At 71.4% G+C, this 18,825-nt stretch carries 17 protein-coding genes and 1 other RNA gene; 14 read left to right on the forward strand and 4 right to left on the reverse strand.

Annotated features, from left to right (window positions below; translation table 11 throughout):
* Positions 1–30: 30 nt before the first annotated feature.
* The 13 genes from ACYVAG_RS06330 (at position 31) to ACYVAG_RS06390 (ending at position 12,334) form a co-directional block, all read left to right on the forward strand.
* Positions 31–771, forward strand: a complete 741-nt coding sequence (locus ACYVAG_RS06330; RefSeq protein WP_460768085.1) for a DUF4870 domain-containing protein — start codon at positions 31–33, stop codon at positions 769–771.
* Between the two features lie 116 nt (positions 772–887).
* Positions 888–1,255, forward strand: a transfer-messenger RNA (tmRNA) gene (ssrA, locus tag ACYVAG_RS06335).
* 92 nt (positions 1,256–1,347) lie between these two features.
* A complete protein-coding gene (gene folP / locus ACYVAG_RS06340; RefSeq protein WP_460768086.1) occupies positions 1,348–2,211 on the forward strand; it encodes a dihydropteroate synthase in 864 nt (287 codons plus the stop codon).
* A 35-nt stretch (positions 2,212–2,246) separates the two neighbouring features.
* Entirely contained in the window at positions 2,247–2,801 is a 555-nt protein-coding gene (locus ACYVAG_RS06345; protein ID WP_460768088.1) for a YqgE/AlgH family protein, read from the forward strand.
* 25 nt (positions 2,802–2,826) lie between these two features.
* A complete protein-coding gene (locus ACYVAG_RS06350) occupies positions 2,827–3,636 on the forward strand; it encodes a hypothetical protein (RefSeq protein ID WP_460768090.1) in 810 nt (269 codons plus the stop codon).
* Positions 3,633–4,910, forward strand: a complete 1,278-nt coding sequence (locus ACYVAG_RS06355; RefSeq protein ID WP_460768092.1) for a hypothetical protein — start codon at positions 3,633–3,635, stop codon at positions 4,908–4,910. Before ACYVAG_RS06350 ends, ACYVAG_RS06355 begins: the two co-directional genes overlap by 4 nt.
* A gap of 5 nt (positions 4,911–4,915) precedes the next feature.
* Positions 4,916–5,812 carry a hypothetical protein gene (locus ACYVAG_RS06360; RefSeq protein ID WP_460768094.1) on the forward strand — a complete coding sequence of 299 codons (897 nt, stop codon included), beginning with the start codon at positions 4,916–4,918 and terminating at the stop codon, positions 5,810–5,812.
* 305 nt (positions 5,813–6,117) lie between these two features.
* Complete coding sequence (locus ACYVAG_RS06365) at positions 6,118–6,987, forward strand: hypothetical protein (protein ID WP_460768096.1); 870 nt, start codon at positions 6,118–6,120, stop codon at positions 6,985–6,987.
* Positions 6,988–7,076: 89 nt separating this feature from the next.
* On the forward strand, positions 7,077–7,775 hold the full coding sequence (mtrA, locus tag ACYVAG_RS06370) for an MtrAB system response regulator MtrA (RefSeq protein ID WP_460768097.1): 699 nt from the start codon (positions 7,077–7,079) through the stop codon (positions 7,773–7,775).
* Positions 7,776–7,867: 92 nt separating this feature from the next.
* Entirely contained in the window at positions 7,868–9,451 is a 1,584-nt protein-coding gene (gene mtrB, locus ACYVAG_RS06375; protein ID WP_460768634.1) for an MtrAB system histidine kinase MtrB, read from the forward strand.
* Entirely contained in the window at positions 9,448–11,187 is a 1,740-nt protein-coding gene (locus ACYVAG_RS06380; RefSeq protein WP_460768099.1) for a GerMN domain-containing protein, read from the forward strand. The genes mtrB and ACYVAG_RS06380 overlap by 4 nt, the downstream gene beginning before the upstream one ends.
* 66 nt (positions 11,188–11,253) lie before the next feature.
* Positions 11,254–11,955: a ComF family protein gene (locus tag ACYVAG_RS06385; protein WP_460768101.1), complete on the forward strand. Its 702-nt coding sequence runs from the start codon at positions 11,254–11,256 to the stop codon at positions 11,953–11,955.
* A 166-nt stretch (positions 11,956–12,121) separates the two neighbouring features.
* Positions 12,122–12,334, forward strand: a complete 213-nt coding sequence (locus tag ACYVAG_RS06390) for a hypothetical protein (RefSeq protein WP_460768102.1) — start codon at positions 12,122–12,124, stop codon at positions 12,332–12,334.
* 3 nt (positions 12,335–12,337) lie between these two features.
* Here ACYVAG_RS06390 and ACYVAG_RS06395 read toward each other — a convergent pair whose 3' ends face one another.
* From ACYVAG_RS06395 to ACYVAG_RS06405, 3 genes are all read right to left on the reverse strand, one after another.
* Positions 12,338–14,059: a [protein-PII] uridylyltransferase family protein gene (locus ACYVAG_RS06395; protein ID WP_460768104.1), complete on the reverse strand. Its 1,722-nt coding sequence runs from the start codon at positions 14,057–14,059 to the stop codon at positions 12,338–12,340.
* Between the two features lie 87 nt (positions 14,060–14,146).
* The gene (locus tag ACYVAG_RS06400; RefSeq protein WP_460768105.1) at positions 14,147–14,485 is read right to left on the reverse strand and encodes a P-II family nitrogen regulator; all 339 of its coding nucleotides are present in this window, start codon (positions 14,483–14,485) and stop codon (positions 14,147–14,149) included.
* Positions 14,482–15,870, reverse strand: a complete 1,389-nt coding sequence (locus ACYVAG_RS06405) for an ammonium transporter (protein WP_460768107.1) — start codon at positions 15,868–15,870, stop codon at positions 14,482–14,484. The genes ACYVAG_RS06400 and ACYVAG_RS06405 overlap by 4 nt, the downstream gene beginning before the upstream one ends.
* 349 nt (positions 15,871–16,219) lie before the next feature.
* Between ACYVAG_RS06405 and hpf the strand changes: the two genes are divergently transcribed.
* Positions 16,220–16,864 carry a ribosome hibernation-promoting factor, HPF/YfiA family gene (gene hpf / locus ACYVAG_RS06410; protein ID WP_460768108.1) on the forward strand — a complete coding sequence of 215 codons (645 nt, stop codon included), beginning with the start codon at positions 16,220–16,222 and terminating at the stop codon, positions 16,862–16,864.
* Positions 16,865–16,959: 95 nt separating this feature from the next.
* Here the strand turns inward: hpf and gndA are convergent, their stop codons facing one another.
* Complete coding sequence (gndA, locus tag ACYVAG_RS06415; RefSeq protein ID WP_460768110.1) at positions 16,960–18,429, reverse strand: NADP-dependent phosphogluconate dehydrogenase; 1,470 nt, start codon at positions 18,427–18,429, stop codon at positions 16,960–16,962.
* Positions 18,430–18,825: the final 396 nt, after the last annotated feature.

An 18,825-nucleotide genomic window follows, 5' to 3' on the forward strand; every position in this document is an offset into this window, starting at 1 on the left:
GGGGGAGCCCCGCGAGGGAGCATTGCACCTATGAGCACCCAGTTCCCGCACTACCGCGATTACCTCGAGCGCCCGGCGTCCTCCGACGCCGGCCCCACCGCCGCCTACGCGAACCCGACCGTCGCGCCGAGCCAGGCGTACGCCGAGCCGCAGCCCCAGCCCGCGCAGGCGTACGCCCCCGCCTTCCAGCACCCCACCCTGGACCTGCTCGTCAGCACCGAGCAGCGCGAGCGCGCCGAGTCGTTCCTCCAGGAGGCGTACGCCGACGGCCGACTGACGCACGCCGAGTTCGAGGTGCGCATCGACCAGGTCATGGGCGCGACGAACCGGCGCGAGCTGAACCAGGCGTTCTACGGGCTGGTCCAGGTGCCGTCGACCTCACAGGCGCTGGGGCTCCACCCCGCGTACCGCCCCTCGCTCATGAACCAGGGCAACACGGGCCGCACCGGCAAGGCGATGGCGTCGCTGGCCCACTTCTCGTCCTTCTTCACGTGGTTCTTCGGGCCGCTGGTGATGTACATGCTCGGCACGCAGGGCTCCTACGCCAAGCGCCAGGCCGCGCAGGCGTTCAACTTCCAGATCTACACCTTCATCGGCGGAGTCCTGGGTGGGATCGTCGCCGGCATCACCGGCATCGACGCGATCATGGCGATCGGCTTCGTGGGCTGGGTGGTGCTGAACATCGTCGGCGGCGTCAAGGCCTCGCAGGGTGAGGACTGGGTCAACCCGGTCAACAAGATGATCCCGTGGAAGCCGGTCTCGGAGAGGTGAACCGCCCCCCGCAACACGGGGAAACCCCGTGGCTGGTGCTCGCCACGGGGTGTAACATGGAATCTCCGGCGGTGACCCGAGGCTCAGGCCGACGAGCCGCCGGAGACAACTCAAGAGGGGATGATCGGTTTCGACTTGGGGCGCTTGCTCCAGGGGAAGCGGGCCGAGGAGCCACAGTTATCTCGTTAACGCTCTGTGGAAACCAATAAGTGCCAACAACCAGCGCACTGACTTCGCTCTCGCTGCCTGAGCAGTGACCGAAGGGTCAGCCCGGGGACGCCTTCGCCCCGGTTCCTGGCCTCATTCAGAAGGCTTGCTCCACTGACTCTGTCCTGAGGTCAGCGGGGGACTTTTTCAGGACTGGGCCTGACTGCAACTCGCCGGCGTGAGTGCAGGGGCCGAGCAGATCGCCTAGCCGGCTGCGCCCGGAGAAGCCCTGGTCCACGTTTTGAGGACGCGGGTTCGATTCCCGCCATCTCCACGATCACCTCGACGAGTGCGCGAACGCCTCGGCCCACGGGCCGGGGCGTTCGTGCGTTCCTGCACCCGCCCGTCCGGATCGCTAGGGTTTGCCTCATGTCCCCACGGGTGATCGGCCGACGCGCCTTCGACTTCGACCGCCAGGTCGCGGTCATGGCGATCGTCAACCGCACCCGTGACAGCTTCTTCGACGAGGGCCGCACCTTCGCGCTCGACGCCGCCGTCGACGCCGCGCTCACCGCGGCGCGGCTGGGGGCGGACTGGGTCGACATCGGCGGCGTGCCGTTCTCTCCCGACGCCGAGCCCGTCACCGAGGCCGACGAGATCGAGCGGCTCGTGCCGGTGGTGGAGCGGGTGGCCGCGGCCAGCGACGTCGTCATCTCGGTCGACACCTGGCGGACCGGGGTGGCGGCCGCCTGCCTCGCCGCCGGCGCGTCGGTGGTCAACGACACCTCCGCGCTGCACGACCCCGAGCTGGCGCCGATGGTGGCCGAGACCGACGCGACGCTCGTGCTGACCCATTCGCGCGCCCGGCCCGGCGTCCACCTGCCGAGGCCCGCGTACGCCGACGTGGTCACCGACGTCCGCGACCGCTTGGCCGAACTGGTCGAGACGGCGCGCGGCCACGGCATTCCCGAGGCGCGCCTGGTGATCGACCCCGGCCCCGACCTGAACAAGAACACCCGCCACACCCTCGAGATCTGTCGGCGGTTCGACGAGATCACCGCGCTGGGGCTGCCGACGCTCGTGGCGCTGTCGAACAAGGACTTCGTCGGCGAGACGCTCGACCGGCCCAAGCCCGAGCGGCTGGTGGGGTCGGCCGTGGCGGCCACCTGGTGTGTGTCCCGCGGCGGGCGCATCCTGAGGGTCCACGACGTGGTTGGCGGCGTCGACACGGCGCGCATGTGCGAGGCCATCCTCGGTTGGCGCGCCCCGGCGTACGAGCGGCACAACGTGTGATTCCATCCGAGGGTGAGGCGCGTGAAGGAGGCGGCATGGGTGCGGTGAAGGCCGGTGACCTGCTGATCAGCCACGTCCAGGTCGCCGACGACCGGTTCGACCAGACGGTGATCCTGGTGCTCGACTCCGACGAGACCGGGACGCTCGGCGTGGTCCTGAACCGCATCTCCGAGGTCGAGCTCGCGTCCGTGCTGCCCGACTGGGCCGACCAGGTGTGCGAGCCCCGCGACCTGTTCGACGGGGGCCCGGTGTCGCCGAACGGGGCGATCTGCCTGGCCTCGTTGGCCGGCGACGAGGAGCCGCCCGGCTGGCGCCGCGTGTTCTCCGACGTGGGACTGCTCCACCTCGACACGCCGATCGAGCTGGTTGCGGGGGCGTACGCGTCCCTGCGAATCTTCGCGGGCTATGCGGGCTGGGACCCGTCCCAGTTGGAGGTCGAGCTGGCCCGCGGCTGGTGGTTCGTGGCCGAGGCGCGCTATGACGACGTGTTCGGGGCGGCGCCCGAGGGCCTGTGGCGCTCGGTGCTGCGCCGACAGAATCCGGAAGTTGCCGTTTACTCCACCTGGACGGACGATCCGGAGGCCAACTGAGCCGAGATCCTGTCAGGGTTGTCTCGTGACCACGTGGGATGACCTGAGTGACGACGACGATTTGGTCGTCGACGCCCTGTCGCGCCCGCCGCGGGAGGACCAGCCGCGTTCGGGGGTGCCGGAGGACCAGACGGTGTCGGTGCAGGAGCTCCTGGCGGCGGGCTCGTCGGACGACGACGACGATGACGACGGTGGCGGTTTCAGCGATCCGAGCGGCAGTGTGACGGTGTGGGTCGACGAGGCGTACGCGGTGGTGCGCGTACGCGTGTCGACGCGGTGGCGGCACGCCTCGCCGCAGCCGCTGGGTCACCGGCTCCTGTTCGCGGCCCAGGCCGCCACGCTGGGAAAGCTCTATGCGGAGCCACCGGGTGACGGTGTCGAGGCACTGCCCGACACGCCGCCCCATCCGTCCGTCCCGATCCTCCAGCGCACCTACGACGAGCGGCTGTTGGCGGAGCTGGAGGAGGAGACCCTCCAACTCGGGGAACGGCTGGCTGCGCTCGAGGCGCGCAACGATGTGCGACCGACCGTGGTCCACTTCGACGAGGCGCGGGGCCACAGCCAGAATCGGCAGGTCAGCATCACCCTCGACCAGTTCCGCCGGCCCACCACGGTGGTCTTCGACGACCGGTGGCTGGCGGGGGCGCGGACGGAGAAGATCACCGAGTCCGTCACCGAGGCGTTCGCCGACGCGTACGCGCAGTGGCGCGAGCCCGTCGTCGAGCCGGGCGAATATGACGAGTTGGCCGACGAGTTCGCCGACCTGCGCCGACGCACCCTTCACCCCCTGCTGGTCGCCGGTGGGTGGATCGATCCACGAAAGGTTCTGTCATGACGGAGAAGTCCGGGAACGACCGGCTGTCGACGCGTGCTGGTGTGACGAACATCAGCGATCGGTTCAACGACACCGATGAGGATCTCGACCTGTATGAGGCGTTGATCGATCCCAACGGCGGCGGCGCCGGTGGGGGCAAGAAGGGCGGCGCGGGCGGCGGTCCGATGATGATGCCGCCGATGGGAGGCGGCGGTGCCGCAGGTGCGGGTGGGGCTCCGGGGGGTCTGGGTGCGGGTGCGGCCGGGGCCGGCCTGCGTGGCCCCGGGGCCGGCGCTGGCCCGGGGGGCGGTGCTGGCCCGGGGAGCGGTGCTGCGGGGCTGGGCGGGCCGGGTGGTGGACGTGACCTCGCGGCGGGTGGCCCCGGCACCTCGGCGGCCGGACTCGATGATCGTCCGAAAACAGGCCTGCCCGATGTCGACGGTGACGGGATCCCGGACTACGACGATCCTGATTTCCCGGTTCCGGGCGGCAGTGGGCCGCGTGGTCCGGGGTCGCCGGATCTGCGTACGCCCGACCTCGGGTCGCCGAACCTGCGTACGCCGGATCTGCGGACGCCCAAGCCGGGTGACCGGGACGGTGACGGGATCCCGGATTGGAAGGACCCGGATTTCCGGGGTCCGAAGCCGGGCGACCAGGACGGTGACGGGATCCCGGATTGGAAGGACCCGGATTTCCGGGGTCCGAAGCCGGGCGACCAGGACGGTGACGGGATCCCGGACTCGCAGGACCCTGACTTCCGGGGTCCGAAGCCGGGCGACCAGGACGGTGACGGGATTCCCGACTCCAAGGACCCCGACTTCCCCGGCGGACCGAAGACCCCCGAGATGCCGGGCGGACCGAAGACCCCCGAGATGCCGGGCGGACCGAAGACCCCCGAGATGCCGGGCGGACCGGGAGGCACGGGTGGCCCGAGTACGCCCTCGGTGCCCTCTGGCGGGGGCGGCGGCGGTGGGGACGCGGGCGCGGGCCATCAGTCCAGCGAGGACCTGTTGAAGAAGGACGCGGCGCGCTGGGACGAGTTGGCCGACCAGCTGGATCGCACGAGCAAGGCCCTGGCCGAGCCCGAACTCCAGTTGAGTCACTTCGGCGTGGCGGGAGGCGTCGCCGAGGGCTATCGCGACAACTGGGCCCAGAACGACGCCTGGTTCGGGCAGGGATCCACGGAGTTCCGCCGCATCGGTGAGCAGCTCCGCACCAATGCCAAGCAGTTCGGCGACACCGAGGACGAGGCCACCCGAGTGGCACGCTCCGCCAAACCGAGGAGTGCACGATGAGGCCCATGGACGAAGGCCGCGGCGGCAGCCCGGAGATCGATCGCGTCGCGACCGAGATCGACACGCGCATCGACCGACTGCGCCAGCTCGCCGAGGACTGCGCGAAGAAGGACAGCGACCAGATCGACGAGCACGGCAGCTTCTGGGACGAGGTCGGCAACGCGATCAAGAACACCTTCACCGGCAAGAACTTCTGGGTGCCGGTGATCAGTCCCGGTGGTGCGGTCATCATGTCGGCCTTCTCCGCGAACGAGGTCGCCGACGCCACCCGCCGCTACTACGAGGGGGTCCACACGAGCATGTGGAAGGCCTACGACGACATGGTGGCGGTGTGGAACAACGACCTCCGCACCGGGACCGTGGGTGCGGCCAAGCTGAGCCAGAAGGCCGTGGAATGGAAGCAGGAGCAGGACAAGAACATCGAGCAGATGCTGACCGGCCTCAACGACCTGGAGAAACAGGATCACTGGAAGGGTGACGGTCATGACGCCTACAAGGCGGCCATCCCGTCGCAGCGCGGGGCGTTGAACGAGATGAGCCAGCTGGTGCAGCGCAGCGCGGACGTCTACAAGAAGGGGAGCGTCCATCTCGGACTCGCCAACACCAACATGCGAGGGATCGTGGACAGCAGTGTGCTCCGCATCCAGAACCTGCCGGCGCCGGCCGATACGCGCCACTGGTGCACCCGGATGAAGGCGGCCCAGCAGACCTTCGTGCAGGTCAAGCAGCAGTTCGACAACAGCGTCACGGAGCTGCGCAGGTTCGGCGAAGACGTCCACACCGTCCAGAACGAGATCCGTCACGCGACCGCGAAGAGCGTCCCGTTCGCCGAAGGGGGCGGCACATGGCCCCAGGCCAAGGGCGACCAGAGCCACATGGCCCCCGCGTCCCCGCACGCCTGAGGGGGGGTCGGGGGAGGGGTCGGCGACCCGCCGTCGGCTAAGGTGCGGCCTGTGCCACGAGGAGGTCGCTGATGACGTACCCACCCCCGCCGCCCCCCGGATACCCCCCAGGCGGGCCGATGGGCCCCCCCGGCGGCCACCCGCAGGGTCCTCCGCCGCACCAGGGTCCTCCGCCGCACCAGGGTCCTCCGCCGCACCAGGGTCCTCCGCCGCACCAGGGTCCTCCGCCCTATCAGCCCGCGCGTTCCCCGCAGGGATTCCCCCCGCCCAGGCCGTCGCGTACCGGTCTGTGGGTCGCGCTGGCCGTGAGCGCCCTGGCCGCGGTGCTGGTGCTCGTGCTGGTGGCGACGTCGTTCGTGGGAGGGGGCGGCGACGACGACCGGACACCCCGGGACCTTCGGGCCGAGATCGGGCAGAAGGTGCACGTGATCACGAAGACCGGGGAAGCCGACATCAGGGTCCTGGGTGTGCAGTGGACCCGCACCGACAAGGGTGAGTCGAAGGGTCTGGTGGGGGTCGAGATGACCACCACCCGCGGGCAGGTCGCCGTGGACGTCATCACTTGCGACGGCCCCGAGGCGTTGGGCGACGATCGCGCAGCGGGGACGACTCCCGCGTTCCCCACCGATCCGGTGAAGGAGGGTCCCACGGTCCGGGGGATCGTGGACCTCGATCGCGCGAAGGCTCCCTGTGACCTCGTCTTCCGCGGGGCCAACGGCGAGTCCATGCCCAAGACCGTCCTCACGGTCCCCCTGCCGGGCGCAGACACCGGTGAGAAGCCGATGGCGATGCGCCCCACGGTGGGCGAGAGCGCGCTCGGGAAGGACGTGCAGGTCACCGATCGGTTGGGGACCTACACGGTCCGGGTCGTCTCTGCCCGGTGGCAGCCGCACCTGGGGCGCATGAACCTGTGCGTCGACGTGGAGATCGGGGTGCAGTCGGGTGAGAACCGCGTCTTCTACCACGGCTGGGAGTTCGCCTCCGACACGCGTCGCAACGGCCCGAATCCGTGGATCTCCACCGACGCCTGCCCCCCTCCCGCCGTGGGGACGGTCGGGGCCGGCCAGAAGGCGCGCGGCACGGTCGTCTACGCCCTTGACCAGCGGGAGAACGGCAGCATCTATGTGACCGAATTCGGTGGGAGGGTCGTCGCCCGGTTCCCGGTCGCGGGCTGAGCCCGCCGGGGGACCGGCGCGTACGCGGTGGCGTACGCGCCCGTCGGGCCTAGGATGTGGGCAGCCCAACCGCAGACCAGGGGGAGCACGTGACCGATTCGAAGGCCCATTCGAAGATCCTCGTCGTCGACGACGACGCCGCGCTGGCCGAGATGCTGCAGATCGTGCTGCGTCAGGAGGGCTTCGAGACCGTGTGGTGCGGCCAGGGTGACACCGCCGTGCAGGTGTTCCGGGAGGCGCGCCCCGACCTGGTTCTGCTCGACCTGATGCTCCCGGGCCGTGACGGCGTGGAGATCTGCCGCGACATCAGGGCCGAGTCCGGCATTCCGGTGGTCATGCTGACGGCCAAGTCCGACACCCTCGACGTGGTCGCAGGTCTCGAGGCGGGCGCCGACGACTATGTCGCGAAACCGTTCAAGGCCAAGGAACTCGTGGCCCGCATCCGCACCCGCCTGCGTCGCATGCCGGCCGATTCCGACCAGGACACGCTGCGCATCGGCGACCTGACGATCTCGGTGGAGGGCCACTCGGTCAAGCGCGACGGCCAGCCGATCGCCCTGACGCCGCTGGAGTTCGACCTGCTCCTCGCGCTGGCGCGCCGGCCGCGCCAGGTGTTCTCGCGGGAGACGCTCCTCGAGCAGGTCTGGGGCTACCGCCACGCCGCCGACACGCGCCTGGTCAACGTCCACGTGCAGCGCCTGCGCTCCAAGATCGAGCTCGACCCCGAACACCCGAAGATCGTCGTCACGGTCCGCGGCATCGGCTACAAGGCCGGCGAGGTCGACTAGGCCCGTGATCGTGTCTGGTGGGACCCGTGACCGTGTCTGAGGGGGCCAGCCTCCGGGGTCGTGCCGCCCGGGTGCTGAAGAGCCCCCTGGCCGTGTGGTGGGGTTCGCTGCCGCTGCGGGTGATCGGTTCGATCCTGCTGGCCTCGGCGGTCGTGCTGCTGCTCGGCGGCGTCCTGCTCATGCAGCAGGCGACCGACGGCGTGCTCAGTGGCAAGCGCCAGTCGGCGCTGGCCGAGGCCTCCGTCGCGGTCGACACGGCCCAGCGCAAGCTCCGCGCGGCCGACCTGACCACGGCCAATGTCAACGACCTCCTCACCCAGCTGGCCGTGGAGGTCGCCAACCGCGGCACGCTGGGCGGGCAATACCAGGTGGTGGTGTCCGGTCCGGTGTCCGACATCCGCTCGGGCCGCGTACTGCCCGAGTCGGTGCCGGCCGAGCTGCGGCGTACGGTCCTGTCGAACGCGGGCTCTGACCGGTTCTGGACCACGCCGACGCTGGTGCGCTACGGCGACGGGCGCGCCGACGAGCCCGGGCTGGCGATCGGGGCGACGCTGGAGACGTCGGCGTCGACGCGCTACCCGATGTATCTGGTCTTCCCCCTGACCCAGGAGCGCCAGACCCTCGACGTGCTCCAGCGCGCCGTCATCACCACCGGCCTGCTGCTGACGATCCTCCTGGCGATCATCGCGGCGCTGGTCTCGCGCCAGGTGGTCGCGCCCATCCGTGACGCGCGGCTCGCCGCCGAGAGCATCACGTCGGGCCGCCTCGATGACCGTATGGAGGTGCGCGGCACCGATGACCTCGCCCTGCTGGCGACGTCGATGAACAACATGGCTGCGGAACTGCACAAGCAGATCACCCAGCTCGAGGAGCTGTCCCGCGTCCAGCAACGGTTCGTGTCCGACGTGAGCCACGAGCTGCGTACGCCGCTGACGACCGTCCGGATGGCCGCCGAGGTGCTCCACGACAGCAAGGACGATTTCGCGCCGATGGAGCGCCGCTCGGCCGAGCTGCTGCAGGACGAGCTCGACCGGTTCGAGGAACTGCTGGCCGACCTGCTCGAGATCTCGCGGTTCGACGCCGGCGCCGCCGAGCTGTCGACCGAGGAGGTCGACCTCGTCGAGGTGGTGCGCAGCGAGCTGAACGCCCACGCGAAGTTCGCCGAGCGCAACGGCACCGAGCTGAGGCTGCATGCGCCCGAGCCATGCCGGGCCGAGATGGACGTACGCCGCGTACGCCGCGTCCTGCGCAACCTGCTGACCAACGCGATCGAGCACGGCGAGCGCCAGCCGATCGACGTGACCGTCGCCGCCGACGACAAGGCCGTGGCCGTGGCGGTGCGCGACCACGGCGTCGGCTTCGAGGCCAACCAGGTCAAGCAGGTCTTTCACCGCTTCTGGCGGGCCGACCCCGCCCGGAACCGCACGGTCGGCGGCACGGGGCTCGGGCTGTCGATCTCGATGGAGGACGCCCGGCTGCACGGCGGCTGGCTCAACGCGTGGGGCCGCCCCAACCAGGGGGCGCAGTTCCGGCTGACCCTGCCGCGTCGCGCCGGCGCGGTGCTGGAGATCTCACCCCTCCCGGTCGTGCCCCGCGACCTCGCCGAGATGGCCGCCGCCCGCGCGACCGCGCGGCCGCTGGAGCTCACGGCCGGCAGTGAGGGGGCCACCCCATGACCCGACGCTGGCTCGCGTACGCCCTCGTCCTCATGGTGCTCACCGGCTGCGCGACGATCCCGACCACCGGACCCGTCACCCCCGGCAACGGACCGTCCCGCGCCCCCGACGTGTCGGTCGAGATCGCGCCGGAACCGCCGCGCGCCGGGGCGGCGCCCGGCACGATCGTCAACGGGTTCCTGCAGGCGATGGCGAACTACCAGCAGGGGTACGCGGTGGCCCGCGAATACCTGGCGCCCGAGGTGCGCGACGCCTGGAAGCCCGAGGACGGCGTGACGGTGTATGCCGACGGGTACGGCGTGACCAGCGCCCCGGAGTCGGCCGTCCTGGCCGCGCCCGTCGTGGGGCGCGTCGGGCCCGACGGGGCGTACGAGCACGTCGACGAGCAGATGCGCGTCGACTTCGGGCTGGTGAAGGACCCCACCGGCGAGTGGCGGATCGGCCGCCCGCCGACCGGCATCCTCGTGAGCCAATACCTGTTCGGCCGGTTCTATGAGCGTGTCAACACGTATTTCTACGACCCCGACTTCTCCACGCTGGTGCCCGATCCGCTGTTCCTGCCGAAGGGCTCCCAGCTGGCCACGCCGCTGCTGCAGGCGCTGCTCCGCGGGCCCACCAGCTGGATCAGGCCGGTGGTGGTGTCGGCGATCCCGAGCCAGGCGCGGCTGAACGTGCAGTCGGCGTCGCGCGACCCGCGAGGGGTCGTCGAGGTGTCACTCAACCAGGCCGTGGCGGGGCTCGCCGACGACCAGCGGTCGCGCGTCGCGGCCCAGATCGTGTGGACCCTCGGCCAGGTGTCGGGCGTGACCGGCGTGCGCGTGACCGTCGACGGGGCGCCGTGGGCGGTGAAGGAGCAGGTCCAGGGGGTGATTCCCATCGGGGAGTACGGCTGGCTCGACCCGGTGCCGCTGCAGCGCTCGCCGCAGCTGTTCGGGGCGACCGCCCAGGGCATCGTCCGGATGAACGAGAACTCGCGGGGCCTCGAGCTCGCACCCGTGCCCGGGCCCCTGGCCAAGCAGGCCGGCCTCTCGGCGCTCGCCGTGGCGCCCGCCGGCGACCGCGTCGCCGTGGTGGCCGAGCGCGGCACGGAGCTGTGGGACGCGCCGCTGGCCGAGGTGGCGCCGGAGAAGGTCCTCACCGGCATGACGAACCTCCAGCGACCCCACTGGGTCGGGGGCAGCGCCCCCGAACTGTGGGCGGTGGGCGACGCGAACGGCGTCCAGGTGGTCCGCATGGTGGTGAACCGCCGCGTCGTGCCGGTGGCGGCTCCGGCTTTCGCGGGCGCCCGCGTCCAGGCGTTCCGGGTGTCACCCGACGGGGCGCGCCTCGCCGCGGTGCTCAAGCGCGGGGACACGCTCGAGGTCGGCATGGCGCGCATCAACCGCACGGGCCCCGAGCCGGTCGTCGAGGAGTGGCGGCTGCTGCGGCTCGGCGACGGGACCGACCCGGGGCCGACCCGTCCGGTCGACGTGGGGTGGACCGACGCGACCACGCTGATGGTGCTGGCGGCCGAGGACCCGAAGAAGCCCGTGCGCCCCTATCGCGTCGACCAGAACGCGTTCCAGGTGACGGCGATCGGCCAGCCCGACAACTGGCAGGCGACCCACCTCGCGACCTCCCCGCGCGTGGGGTCGGTCCGGGCCGTGGTGCTGGGGGAGCGAGGGGCCTGGCGCTACGACGAGGACTACCGCTGGCCCCTGCTGACCCGCGACGTGCTGACGGCGGCGTACGCGTAGGTCACGGATCGATCACGGTTTCGGGCGGAGCCGCACGATCCTCGGGGGCGCCGCCATAGTCCCTGGGTGTCGAGTCCTGTTGCGCCCGGTCCCGGTGAGCCGAGTCCTGTTGATGCCGCCGCCGATCTCCTGTTCGGCAGCCGGTGCCCCGGCTGTCGCGCGCCCGCGTGGCGCCTGTGCACCGGGTGCCGGGCGTCGCTGTCGGCCGAGTCCCCGGCGCGGGTGACGCGGCGGCTCCCGGGCTTTCCGGCGCGCGCGGTCGCGGCGAACGTGTACGACGGACCCGCCCGGACGCTCGTGGCCTCGGCGAAGGACGGCGGTGTGTGGTCGGCGGCAGGACCACTGGCCGACCGGCTGGCGTTGGCGGTGGGGTCGCTGGTGCCGGGTCCCGTCGTGCTGGTCCCGGTGCCGTCGTCGCCGGCCGCCGTGCGGCGACGTGGCCGCGACGCGGTGCGTCACCTCGCGCGACTGACGGCGCGCCGGCTCGGCGGGGGCGTACGCGTGGTCCCCGCGCTCGCGCAGCGCCGCCGGGTCGCCGACCAGGGCGGGCTCGACAGCGCGGGCCGCAGCGCCAACCTGGCGGGATCGCTGGTGGCGGCGCGGTGGGTCTGTGGACGTCCGATGGCAGGGCCGGTGGTGGTCGTGGACGACGTCATCACGACCGGGGCGACGGTGGCCGAGGCGGTGCGGGCGCTCGAGGCCGCCGGGGTGGAGGTGGCCGGTGTGGCGGCGGTGGCGGCGACGGTGCTGCGGAGGACCCGGGTGTGAGGCCAGGGGCCGGATCAGCGAGCCAGCGCGCTCTCGACGATGGTCGAGGCCGTGGCCCTGGCCGCCCGGGCCACGCCCGGCGGTGGGGCCAGGGCGCCGGAGGACAGTCCGCCGTCGAGGACCATCGCGAGCGCCTCGGCGAGCGCGCGGGGGTCGCCGGCGGTGTGTGGCCGCCGGCGACCACACGGTCTTCGTGTCGGCCGACGACGCCGCAGCCAAGGAGGTCGTGCGGGGCCTGCTGGCGCAGATGGGCCACACCGACGTCCTCGACCTGGGCGGACTCGACACGGCGCGCGGGACCGATGCCTACCTGCCCCTGTGGCTGCGCCTGTTCGGCGCGCTCGGCACCGGCATGTTCAATGTGAAGGTGGTCCGCTGACGGTCAGCTGACGTGTGCCCGGGTCTGGGCCACCAGCTCCTTGACCAGGCCCGCGCGCAGCGAGGTCCACGTGCGGGGCCCCGCGGCGCGGGAGTCGGCCTCGGTGAGCGCGGCGAGGAGGTCGAGCACCTCGGCTGAGTCGCCCACGCGCCGGGCCAGCCGGGCGGCCGTCGCCGGGTCGGCGACGTCGCGCGTGGTGGCCAGCACCATGAGGGTCAGGTGCTCGGCCACCAGCAGCTCGAGGGTCCGGGCGTCGGCGTGCGAGAAGCCCCAGCGCCGGGCGATGGCGCGTACGCGCTTGGCTCCCGTCGCGCTGTGGTCGCTGCCGTCGCCGATCTTGCCGATGTCGTGCACGAGGGCGCCGACCAGCAGGAGGTCGGGCCGTCCCACACGGCCGGTGAGCTGGTGGGCCTCGACGACGGTCTCGAGGCTGTGCCGGTCCACGGTGTGACGGTGCAGGGGATTGCGCTGGGGCCGGTCGCGCACGTCGGCCCACTCGGGGAGCCAGCGGTCGACCACGCCGCACAGGTCGAGGGTGTTCCAGGTGGCCACGACCGAGGTGCCGCCGAGGAGGTCCACCAGGAGCGATCGGGCCTCCTCGGGCCAGGGCTCGGGGAGCGGGGGCAGTTCGGCCAGGGCCGTGGTGGTGTGCGGTGCGAGCGGGATGTCCTGGGTCGCCGCGACGACGGCGGCGCGGAGGGCGAGCATCGGATCCGGGGCGGTCTCGCGCTGCGCCACGCCCGAGCCGCGACCGAGGACGACCTCGCCGTCGTGGGCATAGATGCCGGCGCCGAGTGGCTCGAGCTGGGGGCGCCGCGGCCCGCGGCGCGGGAGCCGCTGTCGCTGGCTCTGGCCCGCGCGCCGCAGCGTGGCGTCCAGGGCGGCAGCGACCTGCCGCGACGCCCCGCCGACCCGCTGCAGGAGGGCGTCGGCGTCCGCGTCACCGAGCAGGTCCGCGACCGCGTCCTGGTCGTTCATGGTCAGCAGGTTGCGAGGCCGCTTCGTCGTCAGCTGGAGGGCGTCCCGCACGTCGAGGAGGGTCGCGTACGCCTCGTCGACCGGACCGTGGGGCCGATCCGCGAGCCAGGACGCCGTCAGCGAGCGCAGGATGCCCATGTCCCGCAGGCCGCCACGGGCCTCCTTGAGGTCCGGCTCGAGCATCTGGGCGAGCTCGCCGAACCGCGCGTGGCGGGCGGCGACGTTGGCGGCGAGGTCGGGCAGGCGCTTGCGGGCGTGGGCGCGCCAGTCGTCGGCGAGGCGCCGCGCGGTGGCGTGGACGAGCTCGCCGTCACCGGCGATGGGGGACAGGTCGAGCATCGCCCCGGCGACCGAGAGGTCGTCGCCGCCGACGGTGCGGCAGTCCTCGAGGGTGCGGACGGCGTGGTCGAGGGACAGGCCGGAGTCCCAGATGGGATACCAGACCTGCTGGGCCACCTCGGCGACGCGGGCGGCGGGGGTGCGGCGGTCGTGGATGACCACGAGGTCGAGGTCGCTGAGCGGGCCGAGTTCTCGGCGGGCGAGCGATCCGGTGCAGGCGAGCGCCATGCCGGAGTCGGGACCGCCGGCGTCGCGCCACAGGTCGCCCAGCCAGTGGACGATGCGGTGGGACTGGGCGCCGCGGGCGGCGGTCCCGCGCGGGGCGGAGGAGCCGTGCGGCGCCGCGCCGGGGCCGTTCGGGCGCCGGAGTGCGGCGCCGAGGGCGAGCTGCTCGGATCGTGTGGTCATCATCGTCCCTTCACGGAGCGGGCGCGCCCGGCCGGGTGTCCCGGCCGGGCGCATTGGGGGTGGGTGCGTGCTGGGTGTCGCGCGCGGTCAGATCGCGTCGGGGCCGCGCTCGCCGGTGCGTACGCGGACCACGTCCTCGACCGGGATCGTCCAGACCTTTCCGTCCCCGATGGAGCCGGTCTGGGCCTGCTTGACGATCATGCCGACCACGGCTGACGCGTCGTCGTCGTCCGCGAGGACCTCGAGGCGGATCTTGGGCACCAGGTCGACGTTGTATTCCGCGCCGCGGTAGACCTCGGAGTGGCCGCGCTGCCGGCCATAACCGGAGGCCTCGGACACGGTCATGCCCTGGATCCCGAACGACTCGAGGGCGTCCTTGACGGGTTCGAGCTGGTGGGGCTTGATGATGGCGGTGACGAGCTTCATCGGGTGCTCTCTTCCTTGGTGGTGGACAGCTCGTCGTGGTGACGGGCGTCGGGCTCCTGCGTACGCCCGGTGGACGGGTGGCCGACAGCCGCCGCGAGGGCACCGCGGCCGAGGCGGCCACCGAGCGGGGTGAGGTCGTACGCCGACTCCGCGTGCTCGCGGGTGTCGACGCCGTCGGTCTCGGCATCGGCGGTGACCCGCAGGCCCATGACGAGGTCGAGGACCTTGGCGATGACCGCGGTGACGACGAACGAGTACGCGAGGACCGCGACCGCGCCGACGGCCTGGCGCCAGAGCTGGTCGACCCCGCCGCCGTAGAACAGGCCGTTGACCGCAGCCGGGGCCGACTCGGTGGCCAGGAAGCCGATGGCGAGGGTGCCGACGAGGCCGCCGACGAGGTGGACGCCGACGACGTCGAGGGAGTCGTCATAACCGAAGCGGAACTTCAGGCCGACGGCGAGGGCGCACAGGGCGCCGGCGAGCAGGCCGATGATGATCGCGCCGACGGGGGAGACCGCGGAGCAGGCCGGGGTGATGGCGACCAGGCCGGCGACGATGCCGGACGCGGCACCGAGCGAGGTGGGGTGGCCGTCGCGGATGCGCTCGGTGACGAGCCAGCCGAGCATCGCGGCGGCGGTGGCGGCCAGCGTGTTGACCCAGGCGACCGCGGCGGTGCCGTTGGCGCCGAGCGCGGAGCCCGCGTTGAAGCCGAACCAGCCGAACCAGAGGACGGCCGCGCCGAGCATGACGAGGGTGAGGTTGTGGGGCTTCATCGGGTCCTTGCGGAAGCCGATGCGCTTGCCGAGGACCAGCGCGAGGGCGAGGGCCGCGGCGCCGGCGTTGATGTGGATCGCGGTGCCGCCGGCGAAGTCGACGGCCTTGATGGTGTTGGCGATCCAGCCGCCCTTCTCCGCGGCGACGCCGTCGAAGGCGAAGACCCAGTGGGCGGCGGGGAAATAGACCAGGACGGCCCAGAGGGCCGAGAAGGCCAGCCACGCGCCGAACTTCATGCGGTCGGCCACCGCGCCCGAGATCAGGGCCACGGCGATGATCGCGAAGGCGGACTGGAAGGCGACGAAGGCGAGGGTCGGGACGGTGCCGACGAGGGCCTCTTCGCTCATCAGGCCCTTGAGGCCCAGGAACTGGGTGGGCGAGCCGATGACGCCGCCGATGGAGTTGCCGAACGTGAGGGAGTAGCCGAACAGGACCCAGAGGACTCCGACGACGCCCATCGACGCGAAGCTCATCATGATCATGTTCAGGACACTCTTGGAGCGGACCATGCCGCCGTAGAAGAACGCGAGACCGGGGGTCATCAGCAGCACCAGGGCGGCGCTGATGAGGACCCAGGCGGTGTCGCCGGTGTTGATCTCCAGTGCTGTCATGCAGATCAGTGAACTGGGCCGGTGTTTCGCGCGAATCGCGTCGATGTTCCGCGTGTGTTACAGGTTTGGTCTCATGTTTCGGCCATGTTTCTGAGACGAGTTGGGCGCGTGGACGGGCGTGGCGGGGCCGGGGGGCGTGGCGTGGGCAATGTCTCGTGTGTTTCGGGGGTGAACCTCTGGTGAACGGCACGTGTTGGCACTACCGTTGGTTCATGGCACCGACGACGATCCCGCGCCGAGGCCGAACCGGGTCACTGACCCCTTCGACCGACTGCGGGAGCGTCGTGGGTGCCTGTGTTTTTCCCACTGTCGTGGAGAAGCACAGCGCTCAACCCCAAGGAGGTTCGCAATGGACGTCACGGTGACCGGTAGGCACTGCAACGTTTCGGACGAGTTCCGCGCCCATGTGATGGACAAGATCACGAAGATCGAGAAGATCTCCGAGAAGGTCATCCGGGTCGACGTGCAGGTCTCGGCGTACGCAAACAAGCGACAGGCCGATGAGGCGTCGCGCGTGGAGATCACGGTGCGCGGGAAGGGCCCCGTCGTGCGCGCGGAGGCCGCGTCCCAGGACAAGATGGCCGCGTTCGAGCACGCCATGGACCGCCTGCGCGCCCAGCTGCGCAAGGCACAGGACCGCAAGAAGGTCCACCGCGGCCAGCACGCGCCGCGCTCGCTGCAGGAGGCGACGGCCCAGCTGCCGTCGGTCGATGACGGCCTGGCGACCGCGGAGGGCGAGGAGCCCCAGACCCGTTCTGTGGCAGGGATCGAGGTCACCGGCGACGGACCGCTGGTGGTGCGCGAGAAGACCCACCCGGGTGCGCCCATGTCACTGGAGCAGGCCATCGAGCAGATGGAGCTCGTGGGCCACGATTTCTATCTGTTCGTGGATTCCGGCAGCGGACAGCCGAGCGTGGCGTATCGCCGCCGGGCGTACGACTTCGGCGTGATCCACCTGGACGTCAACGACACCGACGAGGCGAAGTCGGCCTGATCGTCGGCCCGTGCGAACGGCGAAGGCCCGGATCCCTGTGTGAGCGGGGATCCGGGCCTTCGTGATTGCTCGACTGCGGTTCGTGTGCCTCGCCGTCAGCGGGGTGCGGGGCCCTGGCCGGGCTCGATGTCGATGCGCGACTCGGAGCGGTCGGCGGTCCACTCGATGTGGTATTTCCCTTCGTCGTCGATGCGCTGGTAGGTGTGCGCGCCGAAGTGGTCGCGCAGGCCCTGCACCAGCGCCGCAGGCAGGCGCTCGGCCCGCACCGTGTCGAAGTAGGCCAGGGCGGCGGAGAAGCCCGGAACCGGAACCCCGGCAGCGATCGCGAGGCCCACGGTGCGGCGCCAGCCGTCCTGGGCGGTGGCGAGATCGGCTGCGACCGAGGGTGCCTCGAGCAGCGTGGTGAGGTTGGAGCCGGCGTACTCGGAACGGATGCGCTCCAGCAGGCGCGCGCGGATGATGCAGCCCGCGCGCCAGATCTTCGCGACCTCGGCGACGTCGATGTCCCACCCGTACGCCTCGGCGGCGGTGCGGATCTGGTCGAGCCCCTGGGCGTACGCGATGACCTTGGACGCCCACAGGGCGGAGCGGACGTCGTCGAGCAGGGCGGCGCGGTCGTCGGCCTGCAGTGTGCGATCGGGGCCGGTGAGGGCCTTCCGTGCGGCGGCGCGCAGGTCCTTGTGGCCCGAGGTCGAGCGGGCGAACACCGACTCGGCGATGGTGTTGACGGGAACCCCGAGCTCGAGGGCGATCTGGACGGTCCAGCGACCGGTGCCCTTCTGCTCGGCCTCGTCGACGATGACGTCCACGAGGGGCTCGCCGGTGCGGGGGTCGGCCTGGTCGAGGACCTTGGAGGTGATCTCGATGAGGAACGAGTCGAGGTCGCCGGAGTTCCACTCGCGGAAGGCGTCGGAGATCTCGGCGACGGTGAGCCCGGCGGCGCGCAGGACGTCGTACGCCTCCGCGATGAACTGCATGTCGGCGTACTCGATGCCGTTGTGGACCATCTTCACGAAGTGGCCGGCACCGTCGGTGCCGATGTAGGCGCAGCAGGGCTCGCCGTCATACTGCGCGGCGATCTTCTCGAGGATCGGCCCCAGCGCCTCGTACGACTCCGGTGACCCACCCGGCATGATCGAGGGGCCGCGGAGCGCACCCTCCTCGCCGCCCGAGATGCCGGCGCCGACGAAGTGGAGCCCGACCTCGCGGAGCTTCTTCTCCCGGCGACGCGTGTCCTCGTAGTGGGCGTTGCCGCCGTCGACGACGATGTCGCCCTCCTCGAGCAGCGGGACGAGCTGGTCGATGACCGCGTCGGTGCCGGCGCCGGCCTTGACCATGATGACCATGCGGCGGGGCCGCTCGAGGCTCGCGACGAACTCCTCGAGGGTCGCGGCGGGGACGAAGTCACCCTCGGACCCGAACTGGTCCATCATCTCGTCGGTCTTGGCCTGGGTGCGGTTGTAGACCGCGGTGCGAAAGCCCTTGGAGGCGAAGTTGCGGGCGAGGTTGGAGCCCATGACGGCGAGGCCGATGACGCCGACGTCGGCGAGGGGAGTGTTGGTCATGGTCCGACCCTGCCTCGGGCTCATGGCGTACGCAAGAGGTTGCCACGTGTTGCCGGGGGATTTCCGTGGGTGCGCGGGGTGGGTGTCCGGGAGCGTCGGCTTGCGGCTGGGACGCCGAGCCGTAGGTCCTTTGGTCCCGTGGGCTCGCGGCGTCTTTACGCCGCTTCGCCGAACTCCCGGTCACCCACCCCACGCCGACGTTCTCCCAGCGGGCGCAGCGAGACGAGGAGTGTGCCCCGCGTTGGTCGAGCGACGGAGTCGAAGTCACCCGCGCACCAACACACGGCCACGCGAGCCGTTGGCGAACGCTCCTGCAGTTGGCGAGCGGTAGTTGTCCTCGAGAATGGTGCACCGCTCTCCAACGCAATTCCGACTCGCCAACTGCACGAGCGTTCG

The organism is Mariniluteicoccus flavus (assembly GCF_054776655.1).